This window comes from Aliiroseovarius sp. D2-2, assembly GCF_055809455.1.
Window position 1 is genome coordinate 1,491,905 of sequence record NZ_CM147913.1, and the last position, 19,367, is coordinate 1,511,271.

18 protein-coding genes and 1 pseudogene are annotated in these 19,367 nt (G+C 56.4%); 14 read left to right on the top strand and 5 right to left on the bottom strand.

The features are described 5' to 3' along the window. Position 1: 1 nt before the first annotated feature. The 6 genes and pseudogenes from nuoL to AC0L6A_RS07415 all read left to right on the top strand — a co-directional run bounded on the left by nuoL (position 2) and on the right by AC0L6A_RS07415 (position 8,349). Positions 2-2,149, top strand: a complete 2,148-nt coding sequence (gene nuoL / locus AC0L6A_RS07390; RefSeq protein WP_473293193.1) for an NADH-quinone oxidoreductase subunit L — start codon at positions 2-4, stop codon at positions 2,147-2,149. After that, positions 2,149-3,694: pseudogene (locus AC0L6A_RS07395) on the top strand (NADH-quinone oxidoreductase subunit M). The gene nuoL and the pseudogene AC0L6A_RS07395 overlap by 1 nt, the downstream one beginning before the upstream one ends. 12 nt (positions 3,695-3,706) lie before the next feature. After that, positions 3,707-5,143, top strand: coding sequence for an NADH-quinone oxidoreductase subunit NuoN (gene nuoN, locus AC0L6A_RS07400; RefSeq protein ID WP_473293194.1), 1,437 nt, complete (start codon positions 3,707-3,709; stop codon positions 5,141-5,143). Positions 5,144-5,147: 4 nt separating this feature from the next. Next, positions 5,148-5,900 (top strand): biotin--[acetyl-CoA-carboxylase] ligase, encoded by a 753-nt coding sequence (locus AC0L6A_RS07405; RefSeq protein WP_473293417.1) that lies wholly within the window; start codon positions 5,148-5,150, stop codon positions 5,898-5,900. 11 nt (positions 5,901-5,911) lie between these two features. Beyond that, positions 5,912-6,691 (top strand): type III pantothenate kinase, encoded by a 780-nt coding sequence (locus tag AC0L6A_RS07410; protein ID WP_473293195.1) that lies wholly within the window; start codon positions 5,912-5,914, stop codon positions 6,689-6,691. Continuing rightward, on the top strand, positions 6,688-8,349 hold the full coding sequence (locus AC0L6A_RS07415; protein WP_473293197.1) for a ribonuclease J: 1,662 nt from the start codon (positions 6,688-6,690) through the stop codon (positions 8,347-8,349). The genes AC0L6A_RS07410 and AC0L6A_RS07415 overlap by 4 nt, the downstream gene beginning before the upstream one ends. Positions 8,350-8,440: 91 nt before the next feature. Here AC0L6A_RS07415 and AC0L6A_RS07420 read toward each other — a convergent pair whose 3' ends face one another. The 3 genes from AC0L6A_RS07420 to AC0L6A_RS07430 all read right to left on the bottom strand — a co-directional run bounded on the left by AC0L6A_RS07420 (position 8,441) and on the right by AC0L6A_RS07430 (position 12,323). Next, complete coding sequence (locus tag AC0L6A_RS07420; protein ID WP_473293198.1) at positions 8,441-9,910, bottom strand: DEAD/DEAH box helicase; 1,470 nt, start codon at positions 9,908-9,910, stop codon at positions 8,441-8,443. A gap of 178 nt (positions 9,911-10,088) precedes the next feature. After that, positions 10,089-10,712: a hypothetical protein gene (locus AC0L6A_RS07425; protein WP_473293199.1), complete on the bottom strand. Its 624-nt coding sequence runs from the start codon at positions 10,710-10,712 to the stop codon at positions 10,089-10,091. Between the two features lie 3 nt (positions 10,713-10,715). Further along, positions 10,716-12,323 carry a peptide chain release factor 3 gene (locus tag AC0L6A_RS07430; RefSeq protein WP_473293200.1) on the bottom strand — a complete coding sequence of 536 codons (1,608 nt, stop codon included), beginning with the start codon at positions 12,321-12,323 and terminating at the stop codon, positions 10,716-10,718. 103 nt (positions 12,324-12,426) lie between these two features. Between AC0L6A_RS07430 and AC0L6A_RS07435 the strand changes: the two genes are divergently transcribed. The 4 genes from AC0L6A_RS07435 (at position 12,427) to AC0L6A_RS07450 (ending at position 15,831) form a co-directional block, all read left to right on the top strand. Then, positions 12,427-13,206, top strand: coding sequence for an SDR family oxidoreductase (locus AC0L6A_RS07435; protein WP_473293202.1), 780 nt, complete (start codon positions 12,427-12,429; stop codon positions 13,204-13,206). Positions 13,207-13,275: 69 nt separating this feature from the next. Then, positions 13,276-14,319, top strand: a complete 1,044-nt coding sequence (locus tag AC0L6A_RS07440; RefSeq protein ID WP_473293203.1) for an aldo/keto reductase — start codon at positions 13,276-13,278, stop codon at positions 14,317-14,319. Between the two features lie 37 nt (positions 14,320-14,356). Continuing rightward, positions 14,357-14,884, top strand: a complete 528-nt coding sequence (locus AC0L6A_RS07445) for a lipocalin family protein (RefSeq protein WP_473293204.1) — start codon at positions 14,357-14,359, stop codon at positions 14,882-14,884. Positions 14,885-14,928: 44 nt separating this feature from the next. Next, a complete protein-coding gene (locus tag AC0L6A_RS07450; protein ID WP_473293205.1) occupies positions 14,929-15,831 on the top strand; it encodes an EamA family transporter in 903 nt (300 codons plus the stop codon). A 3-nt stretch (positions 15,832-15,834) separates the two neighbouring features. Here AC0L6A_RS07450 and AC0L6A_RS07455 read toward each other — a convergent pair whose 3' ends face one another. After that, positions 15,835-16,536 (bottom strand): NUDIX hydrolase, encoded by a 702-nt coding sequence (locus AC0L6A_RS07455; RefSeq protein ID WP_473293206.1) that lies wholly within the window; start codon positions 16,534-16,536, stop codon positions 15,835-15,837. A 19-nt stretch (positions 16,537-16,555) separates the two neighbouring features. After that, the gene (locus AC0L6A_RS07460; protein WP_473293208.1) at positions 16,556-16,978 is read right to left on the bottom strand and encodes a DUF983 domain-containing protein; all 423 of its coding nucleotides are present in this window, start codon (positions 16,976-16,978) and stop codon (positions 16,556-16,558) included. 194 nt (positions 16,979-17,172) lie between these two features. Between AC0L6A_RS07460 and AC0L6A_RS07465 the strand changes: the two genes are divergently transcribed. The 4 genes from AC0L6A_RS07465 (at position 17,173) to AC0L6A_RS07480 (ending at position 19,346) form a co-directional block, all read left to right on the top strand. Then, positions 17,173-17,751: an EF-hand domain-containing protein gene (locus AC0L6A_RS07465; RefSeq protein WP_473293209.1), complete on the top strand. Its 579-nt coding sequence runs from the start codon at positions 17,173-17,175 to the stop codon at positions 17,749-17,751. Positions 17,752-17,831: 80 nt separating this feature from the next. Next, entirely contained in the window at positions 17,832-18,419 is a 588-nt protein-coding gene (locus tag AC0L6A_RS07470) for an RNA polymerase sigma factor (RefSeq protein ID WP_473293211.1), read from the top strand. Further along, entirely contained in the window at positions 18,406-18,819 is a 414-nt protein-coding gene (locus AC0L6A_RS07475) for a hypothetical protein (RefSeq protein ID WP_473293213.1), read from the top strand. Before AC0L6A_RS07470 ends, AC0L6A_RS07475 begins: the two co-directional genes overlap by 14 nt. Further along, positions 18,816-19,346: a periplasmic heavy metal sensor gene (locus AC0L6A_RS07480; protein ID WP_473293214.1), complete on the top strand. Its 531-nt coding sequence runs from the start codon at positions 18,816-18,818 to the stop codon at positions 19,344-19,346. Before AC0L6A_RS07475 ends, AC0L6A_RS07480 begins: the two co-directional genes overlap by 4 nt. The last annotated feature ends 21 nt before the right edge of the window (positions 19,347-19,367 follow it).

Below are 19,367 nucleotides of genomic sequence, written 5' to 3' on the forward strand. Positions count from 1 at the left end.
AATGACACAGATCATCCTTTTTGCCCCCCTTATCGGCGCGCTGATCGCGGGCTTTGGTCACCGGTTCATCGGCGACAAGGGCGCGCAAGTTCTGACAACGGGGCTGCTGTTTCTGGCCGCCGCTTTGTCGTGGATCACCTTCCTAGGACTGGGGACCGAGACGCAGACCATTCACCTGATGGATTGGGTGCAATCGGGCAGCTTGTCGGTTGACTGGTCGATCCGTCTGGACCGCCTGACCGCGATCATGCTGATCGTTGTGACCTCGGTTTCTTCGCTGGTGCACCTGTATTCGATGGGCTACATGGCCCACGATCCGCAGTTCGAGGGTGAAAGCTATCGCCCACGTTTCTTCGCCTATCTGTCATTCTTTACCTTCACGATGTTGATGCTGGTGACCTCGGACAACCTGCTTCAGATGTTCTTTGGCTGGGAAGGCGTTGGTGTCGCCTCATATCTGCTGATTGGCTTTTACTACAAAAAGCCTTCGGCCAACGCCGCAGCGATCAAAGCCTTTGTGGTAAACCGTGTTGGCGACTTCGGCTTCGCGCTTGGCATCTTCGGCTTGTTTTACATGACCGACAGCATCCGTCTGGACGATGTGTTTGCAGCAGCACCTGCACTGGCTGAGACTGACATCCACTTCTTGTGGCGTGACTGGAACGCAGCCAACCTTCTGGCGTTCCTTTTGTTTGTCGGCGCGATGGGGAAATCAGCACAGCTGTTCCTGCACACTTGGTTGCCGGACGCTATGGAAGGCCCGACACCTGTGTCGGCCTTGATCCACGCCGCGACCATGGTGACCGCGGGTGTCTTCCTTGTCTGCCGCATGTCGCCCTTGATGGAATACGCGCCCGAGGCCACAGGCTTCATCGTCTTCCTTGGCGCCACCACAGCCTTTGTGGCCGCGACCATTGGTCTGGTTCAAAACGACATCAAACGCGTGATTGCGTATTCGACCATGTCTCAGCTTGGTTACATGTTTGTGGCCGCGGGCGTCGGCGTCTACTCGGTCGCCATGTTCCACCTGTTCACCCACGCGTTCTTCAAAGCGATGTTGTTCCTTGGAGCCGGTTCGGTCATCCACGGAATGCATCACGAACAGGACATGCGGAACTACGGCAACCTGCGTAAGAAACTGCCCATCACCTTCTGGGCGATGATGATCGGCACGCTGGCCATCACCGGTGTCGGCATTCCGCTGACCACAATCGGTTTTGCGGGCTTCCTGTCGAAAGATGCTGTTATCGAAAGCGCATACGCTGGCACGCAAGGCGGTTACGCCTTTTGGATGCTGGTCATCGCGGCACTGTTCACCAGCTTCTACAGCTGGCGTCTGATGTTCATGACCTTCTACGGCAAGCAGCGCGGCGACAAGCACACGCATGAGCACGCGCATGAAAGCCCTCTGGTCATGACCATCCCGCTGGGTGTTCTGGCGTTGGGATCCATTTTTGCTGGTATGATCTGGTACGGCTCATTCTTTGGCGATCATCACAAGGTTAACCACTTCTTCGGGATCGAAAGCCACGCGGAAGCAGATGCCGGGCACGGCGAAGCTGCGGACACCCATGGTGACGATCACGCCGCGGACACGCATTCTGATGAAGGTCACGCCACCGAGGAAGCACATGCTGAAACGATGGCTGATCCGGCCCATGCGCCGGTTGCAGCGGCCCATCACGGGACCGCCCCTAAGGGTGCGATCTTCATGGCTGCAGACAACGACGTCATAGACGAAGCTCACCACGCCCCCAAATGGGTCAAGGTCTCACCCTTCGTCGCCATGCTGATCGGTTTCGTCACGGCCTTCTGGTTCTACATCAAGAACCCGAGCCTGCCGAAGCGGCTCGCCGATACCTTCCCGCTGGTCTACAACTTCCTTTTGAACAAATGGTACTTTGACGAGATCTACGACATTCTCATCGTCAAACCTGCCTTTGCCATCGGTCGGTTCTTGTGGAAACGCGGCGACGGCAATGTGATTGACGGCTTCCTGAATGGCGTTGCCATGGGCATCGTGCCTTGGTTCACCAAACAGGCAGGTCGCGCACAAACCGGTTACGTCTTCTCTTATGCATTCGCGATGGTCCTTGGCATCGTCGCCCTGGTGACAATCATGATCCTCTTCAGCGGTGGAGCGCACTAATGAACAACCTGCTTTCCATCATTACTTTCCTGCCGCTGGTCGCGGCTGTGATCCTTGCGCTTTTCTTGCGCGGCGATGACGAAGCGGCCGCACGCAACGCGAAATATCTTGCGCTTGCGGCTACTGTGGCAACTTTCCTTTTCTCGCTTCTGATAATCACTGGGTTTGATCCTGCTGACACCGGCTTCCAATTCGTGGAAGAGGGCGAGTGGATCATGGGCCTGAAGTACAAAATGGGTGTGGACGGAATCTCGGTCCTGTTTGTGATGCTCACCACCTTCATGATGCCGCTGACCATCTGGGCCAGCTGGGGTGTCACATCCCGCGTGAAGGAATACATGATTGCCTTCCTGCTCTTGGAAACCCTGATGTTGGGTGTCTTCATGGCGCTGGATCTGGTGCTTTTCTACTTGTTCTTCGAGGCAGGCCTGATCCCGATGTTCCTGATCATCGGTATCTGGGGCGGCAAGGACCGCATCTATGCGTCCTTCAAGTTCTTCCTCTACACCTTCCTGGGTTCGGTCCTGATGCTGGTGGCGATGATCTATATGTTCATCGACGCAGGCTCGACGGACATTCCGACGCTGATGGCGCACAAGTTCGGTTCGGAAGATTTCAGCCTGTTGGGCATCCAGATTGTAGGGGGCGCACAGACGCTTCTGTTCCTTGCGTTCTTTGCCAGCTTCGCGGTGAAGATGCCGATGTGGCCGGTGCACACATGGCTTCCTGATGCGCACGTACAAGCGCCGACCGCTGGTTCGGTCGTGCTGGCTGCGATCCTTTTGAAAATGGGCGGTTATGGCTTCCTGCGGTTCTCATTGCCGATGTTCCCGGTTGGGGCAGACGTGATGGCGTGCTTCGTCCTTTGGATGTCAGCGATTGCCATCGTCTACACCTCGCTGGTGGCGCTGGTGCAAGAGGACATGAAAAAGCTGATCGCGTATTCGTCTGTGGCTCACATGGGTTACGTGACGGCTGGTATCTTCTCGCTCAACCAACAAGGTTTGGACGGCGCGATCTTCCAGATGATCAGCCACGGCTTCATCTCGGGCGCTCTCTTCCTATGTGTGGGCGTCATCTATGACCGCATGCACACCCGTGAGATCTTCGGCCTACGGAGGCCTTGTGAACCGTATGCCGACCTACGCGCTGATCTTCATGTTCTTCACCATGGCAAACGTGGGCCTTCCAGGTACATCGGGCTTCGTTGGGGAATTCTTGACGCTTGTCGGCATGTTCAAAGCCAACACCTGGGTGGCGCTGGTTGCGACCTCTGGTGTGATCTTCTCGGCCGCTTACGCGCTTTACTTGTATCGCCGTGTCGTCTTTGGCGACCTGATCAAGGAAAGCCTGAAGTCGATCACCGAGATGAATGGCCGCGAGAAAGCGATCTTCGCACCGCTCATCTTCATGACCCTGCTGCTGGGTGTTTACCCATCGCTGGTCACCGACATCATTGGCCCCTCGGTCGAGGCGCTTTTGACCAATTTCCATGCCGCTATTCCTGCAGACGCTGCAGAAATGGCGCAGACCGCATCGCATTAAGGAGAGCGAAAGATGAGCTCTGTTGATATTCAAACGGTTCTGCCCGAGCTGATCCTAGCGATCTATGCGATGGTGGCACTTCTGGTCGCGGTCTATACGGGCAAGGATGCCTTGGCCAAACCGATCACATGGGTCACCGGCGCCGTGATGGTTGTCGTGGCCCTGATGGTTGCAGGCGGGGACGGCAACACCGCCGCCTTCAACGGCATGTTCCTTGATGATGCCTATGCACGCTTTGCCAAGGTGGCGATCCTTCTGTCCGCCGCCGCTGTGTTGGTGATGGGTGAAGCAACCATGGCGCGCCGTGGTTTGCTGAAGTTCGAATACCCCATCCTTGTGACACTGGGCACGGTCGGCATGATGATGATGGTCTCTGCCGGAGACCTGATGTCACTTTACATGGGGCTTGAGCTGCAATCGCTTTCTCTCTACGTCGTGGCGTCGCTGAACCGCGACAGTGTGAAGTCGACCGAAGCCGGTCTGAAATACTTCGTACTGGGCGCGCTAAGCTCGGGTCTTTTGCTTTATGGTTCATCGCTGGTTTACGGCTATGCCGGCACCACGGTCTTCTCAGGCATCATCGAAGCTGCAAACCACGGACAAGTTGGCCTTGGTCTTCTAATCGGTCTGGTATTCGTGACGGCCGGTCTGGCCTTCAAAGTCTCGGCTGTTCCGTTTCACATGTGGACGCCTGACGTTTACGAGGGCGCACCAACGCCCGTCACTGCCTTCTTCGCCACCGCGCCGAAGCTGGCCGCCATGGGTCTGTTTGCCCGCGTTATGTTTGACGCGTTTGGTCAGGCCGTGGGCGATTGGCAGCAGATCATCGCGCTTTTGGCGGTGCTGTCCATGTTCCTGGGTGCATTCGCGGCCATTGGGCAGACCAACATCAAGCGTCTGATGGCGTATTCGTCCATCGCCCACATGGGTTTTGCCCTGATGGGTTTGGCAGCTGGAAGCGAATACGGCATCCAAGCGATGCTGCTTTATATGGCCGTTTACGTGACGATGAACATCGGCACCTTCGCCTTCATCATGTCGATGGAGCGTGACGGACGTCCGGTCACTGATATCTCGGCCCTGAACCAGTTTGCTATGAACGACAAGTTGAAAGGGCTGGCGATGCTGGTCTTGCTGTTCTCGCTTGCCGGTGTGCCGCCGATGTTGGGCTTCTTTGCCAAGTATGGTGTGCTTGTCGCTGCCGTTCAGTCTGGCCTGACATGGCTGGCCGTCGCCGGTGTGATCGCATCCGTGATTGGCGCGTTCTATTACCTGCGCATCGTATACTTCATGTATTTCGGCGAAGAAGGCGAAGGGTTGGAACTGAACATGTCGCCCGCCGCATGGGCTGCCCTAATGGGGTCTGCTGCGATCATCCTTTTGGGTGTTGTGAATTTCTTCGGCATCGAAGGCGCGGCAGCGGCCGCTGCAGAAGCCCTTGTCAAATAATGGACTGCCCAAATGGCCAGACGGTGTTGAGAAACGCGTTCTGACCACGGTGGACAGCACCAATGAAGAGGCCCGGCGTATCGCGCCGGGCCTTTTGGGCCCTACATGGATCCTTGCGTTGGAGCAGACCTCAGGGCGCGGACGCCGTGGACGGGCATGGGCCGCACCCAAAGGGCATTTTTCAGCTACGCTTGCCATGCGCCCGAATGAGACGCCGGACAAAGTCGCCTTGCGCAGTTTCGTGGCATCCTTAGCACTTTATGATGCGTTCGCGACCGCAACCGGGCGAACCGAAGGGTTGTCGCTGAAATGGCCAAACGACGTTTTGCTGAACGGTGGCAAAGTCGCGGGCATCCTTTTGGAAAGCGCAGGCCTTGCCGGTGGGAAGGTCAGTCACATCGCCATCGGGATCGGCGTTAACTTAATTGAGGCACCACAAAGCAAGCAGATAGAGGCTGGGGCGGTTGCTCCTGTCAGTCTTTCAAGCGAAACGGGTGTCCGGCTGACACCGGAAGAGTTTCTTGGCTTCCTTGCTCCGGCTTATAATCACTATGAGACACAGTTTGTGACCTATGGGTTCGAACCGATCCGCGAGGCTTGGCTGGCCCGCGCAGCCCGACTGGGTGATACGATTACCGCCCGCACGACACGTGACGAGTATGTGGGACGATTTGAAACAGTGGACGCGGCTGGCAACCTTGTCCTATCAACGGCCAAAGCGCGCGAGATCATCCCCGCGGCCGAGATCTTTTTCTAAGGGAGTGGCACATGCTTCTGGCCATTGACTGCGGCAATACAAACACCGTCTTCTCGATCTGGGATGGCGAGAAATTTCTGTGCACGCTCAGAACATCAACCCACCATTCGCGTACGGCAGATGCCTATTTCACGTGGTTCTCGACGCTGATCAATCACTACAAGATCGATCCGCAGATCACCGGGGTTGTGGTCAGCTCGACCGTGCCACGCGTGGTCTGGAACCTACGTGTCTTTGCGGATCGTTTCTTTGGCTGTCGCCCGCTTGTGGTTGGCAAGCCCGATTGCCTATTGCCTGTCGCCCCACGCGTGGATCAGGGCACCACGCCCGGTCCTGACCGTCTGGCCAACGCCGTAGCTGGTTTCGAACGTTACGGCGGCGATTGCATGGTGGTGGATTTCGGAACTGCCACCAATATCGACGTGGTGGCCCATGATGGTGCCTATATTGGCGGCGTGATTGCACCCGGCGTGAACCTGTCGCTTGAGGCTCTGCACCAAGGGGCCGCTGCCCTTCCACATGTGGACGTGACCCAACCTGAGAAGGTGATTGGGACCAACACAGTGGGCTGCATCCAGTCTGGAATCTTCTGGGGCTATGTAGGCCTTGTGCAAGGGCTGGTGCAAAAGGTGAAAGACGAATACGGCCTTCCTATGAAGGTCATCGGAACTGGAGGGCTCGCGCCGCTCTTTGAACAAGGTGCGCAACTATACGATGAGATCGACGAGGATCTGACCATGCACGGGCTTGTGCGCATCTACGATTACAATAAGGAACAGGGCAACTTATGAGTGCTGACCGTCTGATTTACCTCCCATTGGGGGGCGCCGGCGAGATCGGCATGAATGCCTATGTCTATGGCTACGGCAAACCCGGCAAGGAACGTCTGATCCTTGTGGATCTGGGTGTGACTTTCCCAGATATGGACACCACTCCGGGTGTGAACTTGATCATGCCGGACGTTACATGGCTTGCTGAAAATGCTGACCGACTTGAGGCGATCTTCATCACCCACGCGCACGAGGACCACGTGGGTGCGGTTGGGCGTTTGTACCCCAAGCTGAAGGCTCCGATTCATGCGCGACCGTTCACGCGGTATCATGCGCAGCGCAAGATGGAGGAAGCGGGGCAGGTGTCCGAGGCCGTGATCACAGCAGGGGTTTATCCGCAGGTGATTGATGCTGGTCCGTTCAAAGTCAGCTTCATGCCGCTCAGCCACTCGATCCCGGAAAGTGCTGGTTTGGTGATTGATACGCCCGCCGGCCGGATCGTACACACGGGCGACTTCAAACTGGATGAGACCCCAGTGTTGGGCGACAAATTTGACGAAGACCTGTGGCGCGAGATCGCTAAGCCCGGCGTGAAAGCATTGGTCTGCGATTCCACCAACGTGTTTTCCCCCAATCCCGGACGATCCGAGGCCGAGGTTGGCCCCGAGCTGGTGACACTTCTGAAAGAAGCGCCGCACATGGTGGTGGCGACGACATTTGCGTCGAACGTGGCGCGGGTGAAGCAGCTTGCGGATGCTGGTAAAGCCGCTGGCCGTTCGATTTGTTTGCTGGGCCGTGCGATGCGGCGGATGATCGAAGCAGGGATTGAGACCGGTGTGCTGGGTGATTTCCCAACCACCGTGACACCGGAAGACGCACGTGACATTCCGCGTGAAAACCTGATGCTGATCGTGACGGGAAGCCAAGGTGAACGCCGTGCCGCATCAGCTCAGCTGGCGCGCGGCAAATATATGGGGCTGACCATGGCGGAAGGGGACATGTTCCTGTTTTCCTCCAAGACCATCCCCGGCAACGAACGCGGTGTGATCCGCATCATGAATGCGTTCTCAGAGATGGGCGTAGAACTGGTCGCTGAAAATGACCGCTACCATGTGTCAGGCCACGCAAACCAACCTGACCTATTGCGCGCACACGAAATCATTGATCCCGAGATGGTGATCCCGATGCATGGCGAACACCGCCATTTGCGAGAACACGCGAAACTTGCAAAGGCCGCAGGCCGCGCGTCGATGGTCGTGGTGAACGGCGCGATGTGTGATCTGACTGGTGACAAACCACGCGTCGTCGAGCACGTAGAAACGGACCGCATTTATCTGGATGGTGACATTCTGATTGGGTCACTTGATGGGGTTGTGCGCGATCGGATTCGTCTGGCGCTGAACGGCCATGTCATTGTGAACGTGATCCTTGATGGGGAAGACCCGCTGGGCGAGCCGTGGGTGGAACTAATGGGTCTGCCAGAAATTGGCCGGTCTAAAGCCCCACTGGTGGATGTTCTGGAAGAAGATCTGGGCCAATTCCTGATGCGCGCGTCAAACAAAACTCTGCGTGACGAGGATAAGCTGGCAGAAGAACTCAAGCGCATTGCCCGTAAGACCACGAATGATGAGATTGGCCGCAAACCTGAAGCGACCATTATCGTCAGCCGTTTGGAGTAAACAGCGGCGCTTAGCCCGGTTCAGATGATACAAACGAAAAACGCGAAGCCATCAAGGCTTCGCGTTTTTTCATTTGGCAGTGTTGATAAAGTTATCCTGCGCGCCGTTCATCAAAGCTTTTTGCAATGAAATCAGGCATATGATCGCCCATTCCAACCACTTTGTTGTTGTCACGACGTCCGCGATTATTCCGATCACCTCGGTCACGGGACTTGTTGCGATCTTGCTTTGGCTCGGCCTTGGCTTCGCGTTTCGGTTCGCTTCGTGGCTCGTTCTTGGGTTGCTCAGACGGTGCGGGTTTTTCAACAGCAGCGTCTTTAACCTCGTCCGACTTGCGCTTACGGGCAGGCCTTGCGGGCTTTTCTGTGCGCTCTTCATCAGATTTCGCACGGCTGCGCTGAGGCTTTTCGTTCGAAAGAGGGTTTTCAACGCGTGGAATTTCGTTCTCGATCAGGCGTTGCACTGCATCAAGATTTTTCTCGTCACGCGGCTCGCAAATCATGATGGCTTTGCCTTCACGACCGGCGCGACCGGTTCGGCCAATGCGGTGGACGTAATCCTCGGCGTGGCCGGGAACATCATAGTTAAACACGTGGCTAACGTTCGGGATATCAAGCCCGCGGGCTGCCACATCTGATGCACACAAGAAGCGAAGCGTACCGGCACGGAATCCATCCAGAACCTGCATCCGTTTGGATTGTTCCAGATCCCCATGGATCGGGGCAGCGTCATAGCCGTATTTGCTAAGAGATTTCGCGCAAATATCCACATCCGTCTTCCGGTTACAGAAAATGATCGCGTTGGTGCATTTGTCGCCTTCACGGTCGATCAAAGCGCGCAGAAGTTTGCGTTTCTCAGACGCCGCACGATCACGACGCGAGGCTTTGAACATGCAAAGTTCTTGCGTGATGGTCTCAGACGTTGTGGCCTGGCGGGCAACCTCGATCCGTTCGGGGTTCGATAGAAACGTGTTGGTGATCCGCTCGATCTCGGGCGCCATAGTCGCCGAGAAAAAGAGGGTCTGGCGCGTGAACGGTGTCAGGCCGAAGATGCGTTCGATATCGGGGATGAAGCCCATGTCGAGCATCCGGTCCGCTTCATCTACAACCATGATCTGTACGCCGGTCAAAAGCAGTTTGCCACGTTCGAAATGGTCCAGAAGACGGCCTGGTGTCGCGATCAAAACGTCAACGCCCCGGTCGATCAGCTGGTCTTGCTCTTTAAAGCTAACGCCACCAATCAAAAGGGCTTTGGTCAGTTTGACGTGTTTTGCATATACGTCGAAATTCTCGGCCACCTGAGCCGCCAATTCACGGGTGGGGCAAAGAACCAACGACCGCGGCATACGTGCGCGGGCGCGGCCACGCGCAAGAGCCGAGATCATGGGCAATGTGAAAGAAGCAGTTTTACCGGTGCCGGTTTGGGCGATGCCAAGAACGTCGCGGCCTTCAAGAGCCGGAGGAATTGCACCTGCCTGAATTGGGGTGGGGCTTTCATAGCCCGCTTCGTCGACAGCCTTCAGTACTTTGGGGCTGAGTTTTAGATCAGAAAATTTGGTCATGTATGTCCTGTATCACGGACATCTCGCGCCCGTGCGTCTGTAAAGGGAAGGCCCGTGTGGCGTGCGCTTAAAGCGTCCCTTCGATTGAGCAAAGGAGTTAAAGAAAAAAGGCGCTATGGTCAATGACATGGGTCAGATTGGGCGGATTGCTGGCAAATCGTTGCGCTGTCTGCACAGGTTACAGCGAAAAGTGCAATTTTGGGTGGAACCCCTGACGCAAGATTTCAACGGTGGGCGCGGGGGTTAGGACGTCGACTTGAAGTGCGGGGCGCGTGATCGGAGCGCCGTAACCGCTGGGCGTATATGGAATCAGCATGTTCTCGGAAATCAGATGTGGTTGGCCTTGGAAAAGGACGAAGACTCCGATGGGGAGGGTATCCAAATTTGCTTGATAGCGAACTTGCTTACGTCCCCGCGTCACGCGGTCATGATGTAATTGCCGGTCGATCTGAGCGTGGTTCATTGGGCCGAACGCTGCGCTCCATGCGGCCTTGAACATTTGGTAAGCTGCAGGTCGACAATAAGCGCAGGGGCGATGGCCTGCCGCCAAAGCGACGGCTTCGTCCAAGAAAAACAACGGAGTCCATGCACGGGCCGGCATTGGGCCATGATACCGGTCCTTCGGGTGCTTCAGATCGCAAATGATCCAGTGCTGATGCTTCCAACGGGAAGTTCCCATTTCGCCATCTGTAAACGGCAAAATACCCCGATTTCCGGTGAACATCCCACGGGCCTTGTCCGCCACAATCTCACCCGTGGGCAAAACGCGGTTTTGCAGGGGCGAGGGGCGTGACGGGCACATGTCTTACACCATCATTTCCTTGGTGGCGGACAGGCGTAGCTCCGGATAATCACGTTCAACACGGTCGATATCCCATTGAAGACGCGTCAGAAACACCGGATCCCCGTCGTTGTCATGGGCAATGTGTTGCTTGTTGGCGTCTACCAGCTTTTCGACTTCATCCTTGTCTCCAAGGACCCAACGGGCGGACGTGAATTGAGATTGTTCGAACCGCACGGGTAGCCCGTATTCCAGCTCGATCCGGCTGGCGAGCACTTCGAACTGAAGTGCGCCGACAACGCCCACGATGAACCCAGATCCGATATTCGGCTTGAAGACCTTTGCGGCCCCTTCTTCGGCAAACTGCATCAGCGCCTTTTCAAGGTGTTTAGCCTTCATCGGATCGCCCGCGCGCACGGTCTGAAGCAGTTCAGGCGCGAAGGATGGGATGCCGGTTGCGCGGATCATCTCGCCCTCGGTCAAGGTGTCGCCGATGCGCAATTGTCCGTGGTTCGGAATGCCGATGATGTCGCCTGCCCAGGCTTCCTCGGCCAGTTCGCGGTCTGACGCCAAGAACAGCACTGGATTGGTCACGGCCATTGGTTTCTTTGAACGCACATGCATCAGCTTCATGCCGCGTTTGAAGTGACCCGAGGCCAACCGCATGAAGGCCACACGGTCGCGATGTTTCGGGTCCATATTGGCCTGAACCTTGAACACAAAGCCTGTGACCTTCTTTTCCTCGGGCGCAATGGCGCGGGGGGCAGCCTGTTGTGGCTGCGGCTCGGGGCCGTAATTGGCGATGCCTTGCATCAGTTCCTGCACCCCAAACGAGTTGATGGCAGAGCCGAACCAGATCGGAGTCATGTGACCCTCCAGCACGGATTGCGGGTCAAGTTTGGGCAGAAGTTCCTTGGCCATCTCGACCTCTTCCAGAAACTTCTCAAGCAGGTGTTCGGGCACATGTTCAGCAAGTTTCGGATCGTCCAGCCCGTTGATCTCAACCGTTTCGGCAACCACGTTGCGGTCGGCGCGGTCCATCAATTCAAGACGGTCATTCAGAAGGTCATAAGTGCCCATGAAGTCGCGGCCAATGCCAATGGGCCAGCTTGCGGGGGACACGTCAATCGCAAGGTTTTCCTGAATTTCATCAATGATATCAAAAGTATCACGGCTTTCCCGGTCCATCTTGTTACAGAAGGTCAGGATCGGTAGATCGCGCAGTCGGCAGACTTCGAACAGTTTCTGCGTCTGGCTTTCCACACCTTTCGCCCCGTCAATCACCATCACAGCCGCGTCCACAGCCGTCAGCGTGCGATAGGTATCTTCCGAGAAATCAGAGTGGCCGGGCGTATCAACGAGGTTGAACCGATACTTGCCAAAATCGAACGACATCGCAGACGCCGAGACCGAGATGCCCCGGTCTTGCTCCATCTTCATAAAGTCGGACCGTGTGCGGCGCGCTTCGCCCTTGGCGCGCACCTGACCAGCCATCTGAATGGCGCCACCATACAGAAGGAACTTCTCGGTCAGGGTCGTCTTGCCGGCGTCCGGGTGGCTGATGATCGCAAAGGTGCGACGGCGCGCAATCTCGGGCGGCAATTCGGGGCGGTTTGTATTCGTGTCCAACATAGGGTGGCATATAGCGACGGGGGCAAGGTGGCGCAATACGGATGGTGTCTTCCATCGGGCGGGAAGCGCTGCTAGGTCTGGGACAAACATGGTGGAGGATAAGATGGATCTGGGAATTTCCGGCAAACGTGCACTGGTTTGCGCGTCGTCCAAGGGATTGGGTTTCGGAAGCGCACAGGCATTGGCGCGCGAAGGTGTGTCGCTTGTGATGAATGCGCGCACCGAAGGACCTTTGCTTGAAGCGGCCGAGGCCATCCGTGCAGAAACCGGAGTGAGCGTCGAAACCGTTGCCGCCGACATCACGTCGCAAGAAGGTCGCGGGCGGGTGCTGCAAGCTGCTGGTGACGTGGATATCCTTGTCACCAACGCAGGCGGGCCGCCCCCGGGCACTTGGACCGATTGGGAACGTGACGCGTTCATCGAAGCCTTCGACGCCAATATGCTGACGCCCATTGCGTTGATGCAGGCGTTGATTCCGGGCATGGCAGATCGCGGCTGGGGCCGTGTCGTCAACATCACCAGCGTCTCCGTGAAAGCTCCGATTGCGGTTCTGGGTCTGTCCAACACCGCGCGCACCGGGCTGACTGGCTTTGTGGCGGGGGTCTCGCGCCAGATGGCGGGGCAGGGTGTTGTCATCAACAATTTGCTGCCGGGCCTGCATGACACGGATCGCATGATCACGTTGGATCAAGCGGCTGCGGATGCAAGTGGTGTGTCTTTTGACGAAGCACGTGCACAGAAGTTTGTCACGCTGCCTGCGGGACGTTATGGCACCAAGGAAGAATTCGGCGCGACTTGTGCCTTCATGTGTTCGCAACATGCTGGCTTCATGGTCGGTCAGAATGTGCTTCTGGATGGCGGTGCGACCAACACAACGCTCTGACCCAACGAATACCCACTTCACCAAAATTTGCTGCCAGAACAACATGGCAAACGCCAAGGGAGAAACACAATGCGTATGAACAAACTTGCTGATGGCGCACTTGAAGTCAGCGCGCTTTGCCTTGGCTCGATGCTGTGGGGGTCCACCAATACCGACACGGAAGGCCACGATCAGATCGACATGTTCTTGGATCATGGCGGCAATTTCATTGATACCGCCGAGATGTATCCGGTGAACCCGATCAAGGCCGAAAACTGTGGGGCGTCCGAAGCAACCATCGGTGGTTGGCTTGCGAAAACCGGTCGGCGCGACGAGGTTATCATCGCGACCAAGGTGTCAGGTGACAATCCGGGCTGGAAACGGGGCGGCAAGGGCTATGACAGTGCCGTTATTCACGAAGCGGTGGACGCGTCTCTGGCAAAGCTCAACACCGACTACATCGACATTTACCAAACCCACTGGCCCATGCGCGGCAGCTATGCATTTCGCCAGAACTGGACCTTTGATCCCTCCGGCCAGAACAAAGACGAGGTCGAGGCTCATATGCGTGACGTGTTGACGGCGATGGCCGAAGTCGTTGCCGCCGGGAAAGTGCGCCACTTCGCATTGTCCAATGAAAGCGCGTGGGGCACAGCGCAGTGGCTGCGCCTTGCCCGTGACATGGGCACGCCCGAAGTTATCTCGGTCCAGAACGAATACAGCCTGATGTGCCGCTTGGCCGATACCGATTTGGCCGAGCTTTGCATGAATGAAGGCACGCGAATTCTGTCCTATTCACCGCTGGCAACGGGGCTTCTGACCGGGAAGTATCAAAAGGGTGCTGTGCCTGAAGGGTCGCGCCTCGATATCTATCCGGGCCTTGGCGGTCGGGTCACCGAACGCGCGTTCCCGGCCGTTGATGCGTATCAAGCGGTTGCTGACAAACATGGTCTTGATTTGACGCAGATGGCGCTGGCCTTCTCGGTCGGGCGACCGTTTATGGGATCTACCATTTTCGGGGCATCTTCGATGAAGCAGCTGGGGCACATTCTTGACGGCAAAGATCTTGTCCTGACAGATGAGGTTCTGGCAGATATCAATGTGGCGCACCAAGCCCATCCGATGCCTTACTAACGGTTTGTATTTCTTAAGCTAAGTAACGAGGTTCCTTGTGATTGATCGGCGCAATCTTTTCAAATTACTGGCGGCGTCCACCGTTGCGCCAGCGCTGACCGCCTGTCTGGGTGGCGGCAGCGACGGGGTGGAGTTTCACCGCAATACCAAACGGCCGATCAGTTCGACCACCCGGTTTGATGCAGCTAGGTTTGCTGGCAACTGGGTGATCCGGGGGGAATTTGTACATCCCGGCGAAAAACCCCTTTATGGCAATGTCGTGGTCGAGACCGGAGCAGGTGGCGTGTCCGGAATTACTGTGAGCAATTCCACCGGGTCTCGTGAGCGTTATGACGCCAGCATGAACACGGCGGGACGTATTATCGTTGGCTCACCGCCCTTTGGCACCGAATACTGGGTGCTTTGGGTGGATGCGGACTATCGCACCGCGGCGATTGGCACACCGTCGGGCAGTTTCGGTTGGATCGTCGACCGAAAACGATCAGGGGGCGAGGATCGCATCAAGGCGGCCGCGGATATGCTGGCGTTTAACGGCTATGACAAAAGCCGGTTGCGGATGCGTTAGACCGGGCCCTTGTTCCGGGTGCCGCATCATGCGATGGCATGAACATGCAAGCTTGGATCCCGATCACCATACTGGCTGCGTTCTCGCAGAACCTGCGTTTCATGCTGCAAAAGCGGCTGAAAGACACGCGGTTAAGCGCAACGGGCGCGACATTTGCGCGTTTCGTGTATTCCGCTCCATTGGTTGCGTTGCTGATGGCCGGGTATTTTGCGCTTAGCGGGTATGACGTTCCACGCCCGGATGCGCGCTTTTTCCTGTTCGCGTCTGTGGGAGGGATCGCGCAGATTCTGGCCACCATCTGCGTTGTCGCATTGTTTGCCGAACGTAACTTTGCAGTCGGTATCACCTTCAAAAAAACCGAGGTTGTTCTGACCGCTCTGACCGGGCTGTTGGTTCTTGGGGAAGGTGTCAATCTGGCCGGAGCCTTGGCGATTGGTATTGGCTTCTTTGGGCTTATTTTGCTGTCCGACCCGCCGGAAGGCGGGAAGGGCTGGCGACGGTTTTTCAACAAAGCGGCGGCCCTTGGGCTTGGTGCGGGGCTATTGTTCTCATTCTCGGCCATCGGCTATCGCGGGGCGTCTTTGTCGCTGGATGTCGATGATGTCATCTCGCGGGCGGGGTTCACCTTGGCTGTGGTGACGGCGTTCCAGTCGTTGGTTATGGCAACATGGATGGCTCTACGCGAAAAAGGCGAGATCCGCCGCGTTTTTTCGGCGTGGCGTGTTGGAGTGCTTGTCGGGCTAAGCTCGATGATCGGGAGTTTTTGCTGGTTTACTGCGTTCACATTGCAAAACGCAGCGCTTGTGAAAGCGCTTGGCCAGATTGAGTTGCTGTTTTCCTATGCCGCCACGCTTTTTGTCTTCCGCGAGAAGGTCAGCGGCCGCGAATATGCAGGGACCGCGCTGATCCTGCTATCAGTTTTGGTCTTGGTGCTGTTTTTGAAGTGACGCCTATCCGGCGGCAGTCAATGGCCCGACCCCACCCAGCCGTTCAAACAGGCTTTCCTCATCCGAATTGTTGAAAAACGGAACTTCGGAAGGGGCGCCAAGATTTGGGAGCTTGCCAACGATTTCCGCCAACACAACTTCGGTGATGAAAGGCAGATCAAACCGACGTACGTCATCAAGCGGGATCCACTGCAAATGGCTCAGCTCGTCTGAGGCGCGCGAGAAGTCGTCGATATCCGTCTGAAGTTCATCGGCGTCGACCGAGAAAAAGCGCGCGTCAAATCGACGGGTGCGGCCTTTGGGCGTGATGGCGCGGAAAACAAAAGACATGCCTTTGGCCGATGGAATAAAACCAGCATCGGCAAAATTCTTCCAGTCCTCTGGGATCGTGCCGTCCCAGCGACCAGCCTCACCCAGAATTTGCCCGGTTTCTTCCCAAAGCTCGCGGATTGCGGCGACCAGAAGGGCCTGAGCTTTCGACGCGTCAGCCTGTTCTCCTAGCCGGGTCAGACAGGGCTCTGCGCCGGCATCTGCCAGCGGAACGCTTGCATCTGTCGCGTCCAATGCGCCACCCGGAAAAACAAACTTGTTGGGCATGAAGGCTGCATTTGCACCGCGTTGTCCCATAAGAACCTGAGGGCGCGTGGATTTGTCCCGGATCAGAATGACGGTTGCTGCGTCGCGGATGATCTTGGATTTATCCATTTTGGTATCCTATCGCGGTCTAAGAATTTTTGCCGGCAAACCCATGCATGCGTTTGGCCCATTGGAAGGCAATCATGAAGCCTTTGAACCTAGGCAATAGGTAAAGCGAAGCCGCCACCGTGCCAACCGTGAAAATGGTTGCAAGCATCAACGGATCTTGCACCAGGTTGACATAAAAAATGTGCAGCATTGGCGCCATGATATGACCGACTACGATAATTGTCAGATAGGCCGGGCCATCATCCGCGCGTTGGTGATACAGCTCTTCACCACATACTGTGCAATCGTGATGGACCTTCAGGTACCCCTGAAACAGTTTGCCCGTCCCGCAATTTGGACAACGCTTTCCCCAACCTTTGCGTAGGGCAGGCTTCATCTCACGCTCTGCGATCTCAGATGCTGATGGCATCTCTTCCATGTGTAGTTCGACATTCTCAGTCATGAGTGAATCCTTGTTCGCGCATCCGGCTATCATACAGATTTACGAGTGCAGATCATGCCATGAAACGCACTTGCGGCGCGATGTCGCGGAAATCTTGGGGACTTGGCGACGGAAACACGTGGCTCCTGCGTTGAAGATACATAGCGACGAACAAAACACTGCGTCGCACAGGCAAGTAAACACAGGAGTTTGAAATGAAACTGAACGCGAAAACAGCTGCCACCGCAATTGCACTTGGTCTGGGCGCGGCCCTGACACTGACATCGACCGCAGCCATGGCCTTTGGAGGCAAAGAAGGTGGGCGTGACATGATGGGGCGCAAAGGCGGCTTCATGATGATGGAATTTGCGGATGTGGATATGGACAAAAGTGGTCAGATCACCATCGAAGATCTGCAATCCTTCGCAAAGGCGCGCTTCGATGCGGCCGATGCTGATGGGAACGGAGAGCTGACGCTGGAAGAGCTGAAGGCGCAGGCCGAAAAGCGCATGGCTGATCGTATGGAAAAGGGCAAAGGCGACGGCAAGCGCGCGGGCAAGATGATGCAAAAACGCATGGGTTGGAAGATCGAAGACCGGTTAGCCAAGAAGGATGTGGATGAGAGCGGCTCGTTAAGCTTTGAGGAGGTTTCCCCCGAATTGTCCAGATTTGAACGCTTGATTGATCGTTTCGATACGGATGACGACAACGCGATTTCGCAAGCTGAATTCGATGCCGCGCAGAAAGAGATGTTCATGCGCCATGGCGGCAAATCGCGCGATCGCAAGGGCTGATAGCAACCGGCAACGCCCTTTCTGACGGGGCAGGGCGTTGCCACGTTGTCTTGTGCTACGGAACGGACTAGGCAGGACGTATGAACATGGCCTTGGATGCTTATGAAGAAGCTTCTGACGAAGCGTTGCTGGTGCTTTACGGCAATGGCGATCCAATGGCTGCACAGCTTTTAACCCACAGGCTTGCGCCGCGCGCGTTGGGGTTTGCGACGCGCCTGCTTGGCGGTGATCGGGCCGAGGCCGAGGACGTAACGCAAGAGGCGATGTTGCGTTTGTGGAAACAAGCAGCAAGCTGGCGCACAGGGGAAGCCCAAGTCTCAACTTGGCTTTATCGTGTGGTGTCCAACCTGTGTACGGATCGGCTGCGCAAACGGCGCACTGTTAACATCGACGCGGCCGGGGATCCCGAAGACGGGCGTCCATCAGCCGTTCAGAGCATGATGGATGTAGACAGGGCGCAGGCGTTGCAAAACGCGCTGAACCAACTGCCCGAACGGCAGCGGATCGCGGTGACGCTTCGGCATATCGAAGGGGCAACTAACCCTGAGATCGCAGAGATTATGGACATAAGTGTCGAGGCGGTGGAAAGTTTAACCGCCCGGGGCAAAAGAGCATTGGCCAAGGATCTGGCCGGACGACGTGAGGAGTTGGGATATGGCGAAGACTGACAAGCAGCCCCTGCTGGACGATGAACTAGAGCTGTTCTTTGATGCAGCACGTAAGGTGGAAGCCGAGCCTTCGGCTGATTTCTTCTCTGCGATCATTGCGGATGCTGAGGCTCATTTGCCTACGACTGTAACTCTGTCGGTTGTAGGGCAGGGAACCCAAGAAGGCGGATGGCTGCAATCCATACTGGCCGCAATTGGGGGCTGGCCGGCTGCCGCAAGCCTTGCGACAGCCACGGTGGCGGGTGTTTGGATCGGTTTCACACAGCCTGTTCAGCTTGAAACGCTGTCAGGTGGGTTGGTGTTGTCGGGTGATTACGTCGTTGCCGATACGTCCTACGCGTTGGAAGATCTGGCGCCGGGATATTTGGGAACAGCCCTATTTGCGGAGGATGAGGGATGAGTGCTTCTGATCAGAAAACGCAGGCACCTAAGTCCGAGGGGAATTCGCGCCGTCGTGTGACGCGCATCATTTTGGCGGTATCACTTACGCTGAACCTTTTGGTTCTGGGGCTTATCCTTGGCGCGAAGCTTTCCGGTCATGATCGCGCAAATTTCGACGCTCGCGGCCCAGAACGCGGTGCGATCCGAGACCTTGGATTTGCCCCGATTGCCAAAGCTCTAAACCCAAAAGACCGTCGCGAAATTGGTCGCAATTTTCGTCGTGAGGGTGGTTCGTTCAAAGAAAACCGTAAAAACTTGGAACGTGATTTCGAGGCGCTTTTAGAGATTCTGAGGGCGGAACAATTTGACAAAAACGCTCTTGAAAGCACGATGTCACAACAAGCAGATCGTTTGCGAAGCCGAGGGGAAAGCCTGCGAACGCTTGTGGTTGATCGTATTGTGAGCATGACGCCCGAGGAACGAAAGGCCTTTGCCGATCGGCTTGAGGCCACGATAGACCGTAAATCGCGCCGAAATGGTCAGTGATTGGGGGCGCTTACGTCGAAG

Coding starts and splice junctions, on each gene's coding strand:
- nuoL (WP_473293193.1), top strand. CDS start 2: ATGACACAGATCATCCTTTTTGCCCCCCTTATCGGCGCGCTGATCGCG.
- nuoN (WP_473293194.1), top strand. CDS start 3,707: ATGAGCTCTGTTGATATTCAAACGGTTCTGCCCGAGCTGATCCTAGCG.
- AC0L6A_RS07410 (WP_473293195.1), top strand. CDS start 5,912: ATGCTTCTGGCCATTGACTGCGGCAATACAAACACCGTCTTCTCGATC.
- AC0L6A_RS07415 (WP_473293197.1), top strand. CDS start 6,688: ATGAGTGCTGACCGTCTGATTTACCTCCCATTGGGGGGCGCCGGCGAG.
- AC0L6A_RS07420 (WP_473293198.1), bottom strand. CDS start 9,910: ATGACCAAATTTTCTGATCTAAAACTCAGCCCCAAAGTACTGAAGGCT.
- AC0L6A_RS07425 (WP_473293199.1), bottom strand. CDS start 10,712: ATGTGCCCGTCACGCCCCTCGCCCCTGCAAAACCGCGTTTTGCCCACG.
- AC0L6A_RS07430 (WP_473293200.1), bottom strand. CDS start 12,323: ATGTTGGACACGAATACAAACCGCCCCGAATTGCCGCCCGAGATTGCG.
- AC0L6A_RS07435 (WP_473293202.1), top strand. CDS start 12,427: ATGGATCTGGGAATTTCCGGCAAACGTGCACTGGTTTGCGCGTCGTCC.
- AC0L6A_RS07440 (WP_473293203.1), top strand. CDS start 13,276: ATGCGTATGAACAAACTTGCTGATGGCGCACTTGAAGTCAGCGCGCTT.
- AC0L6A_RS07450 (WP_473293205.1), top strand. CDS start 14,929: ATGCAAGCTTGGATCCCGATCACCATACTGGCTGCGTTCTCGCAGAAC.
- AC0L6A_RS07455 (WP_473293206.1), bottom strand. CDS start 16,536: ATGGATAAATCCAAGATCATCCGCGACGCAGCAACCGTCATTCTGATC.
- AC0L6A_RS07460 (WP_473293208.1), bottom strand. CDS start 16,978: ATGACTGAGAATGTCGAACTACACATGGAAGAGATGCCATCAGCATCT.
- AC0L6A_RS07465 (WP_473293209.1), top strand. CDS start 17,173: ATGAAACTGAACGCGAAAACAGCTGCCACCGCAATTGCACTTGGTCTG.
- AC0L6A_RS07470 (WP_473293211.1), top strand. CDS start 17,832: ATGAACATGGCCTTGGATGCTTATGAAGAAGCTTCTGACGAAGCGTTG.
- AC0L6A_RS07475 (WP_473293213.1), top strand. CDS start 18,406: ATGGCGAAGACTGACAAGCAGCCCCTGCTGGACGATGAACTAGAGCTG.
- AC0L6A_RS07480 (WP_473293214.1), top strand. CDS start 18,816: ATGAGTGCTTCTGATCAGAAAACGCAGGCACCTAAGTCCGAGGGGAAT.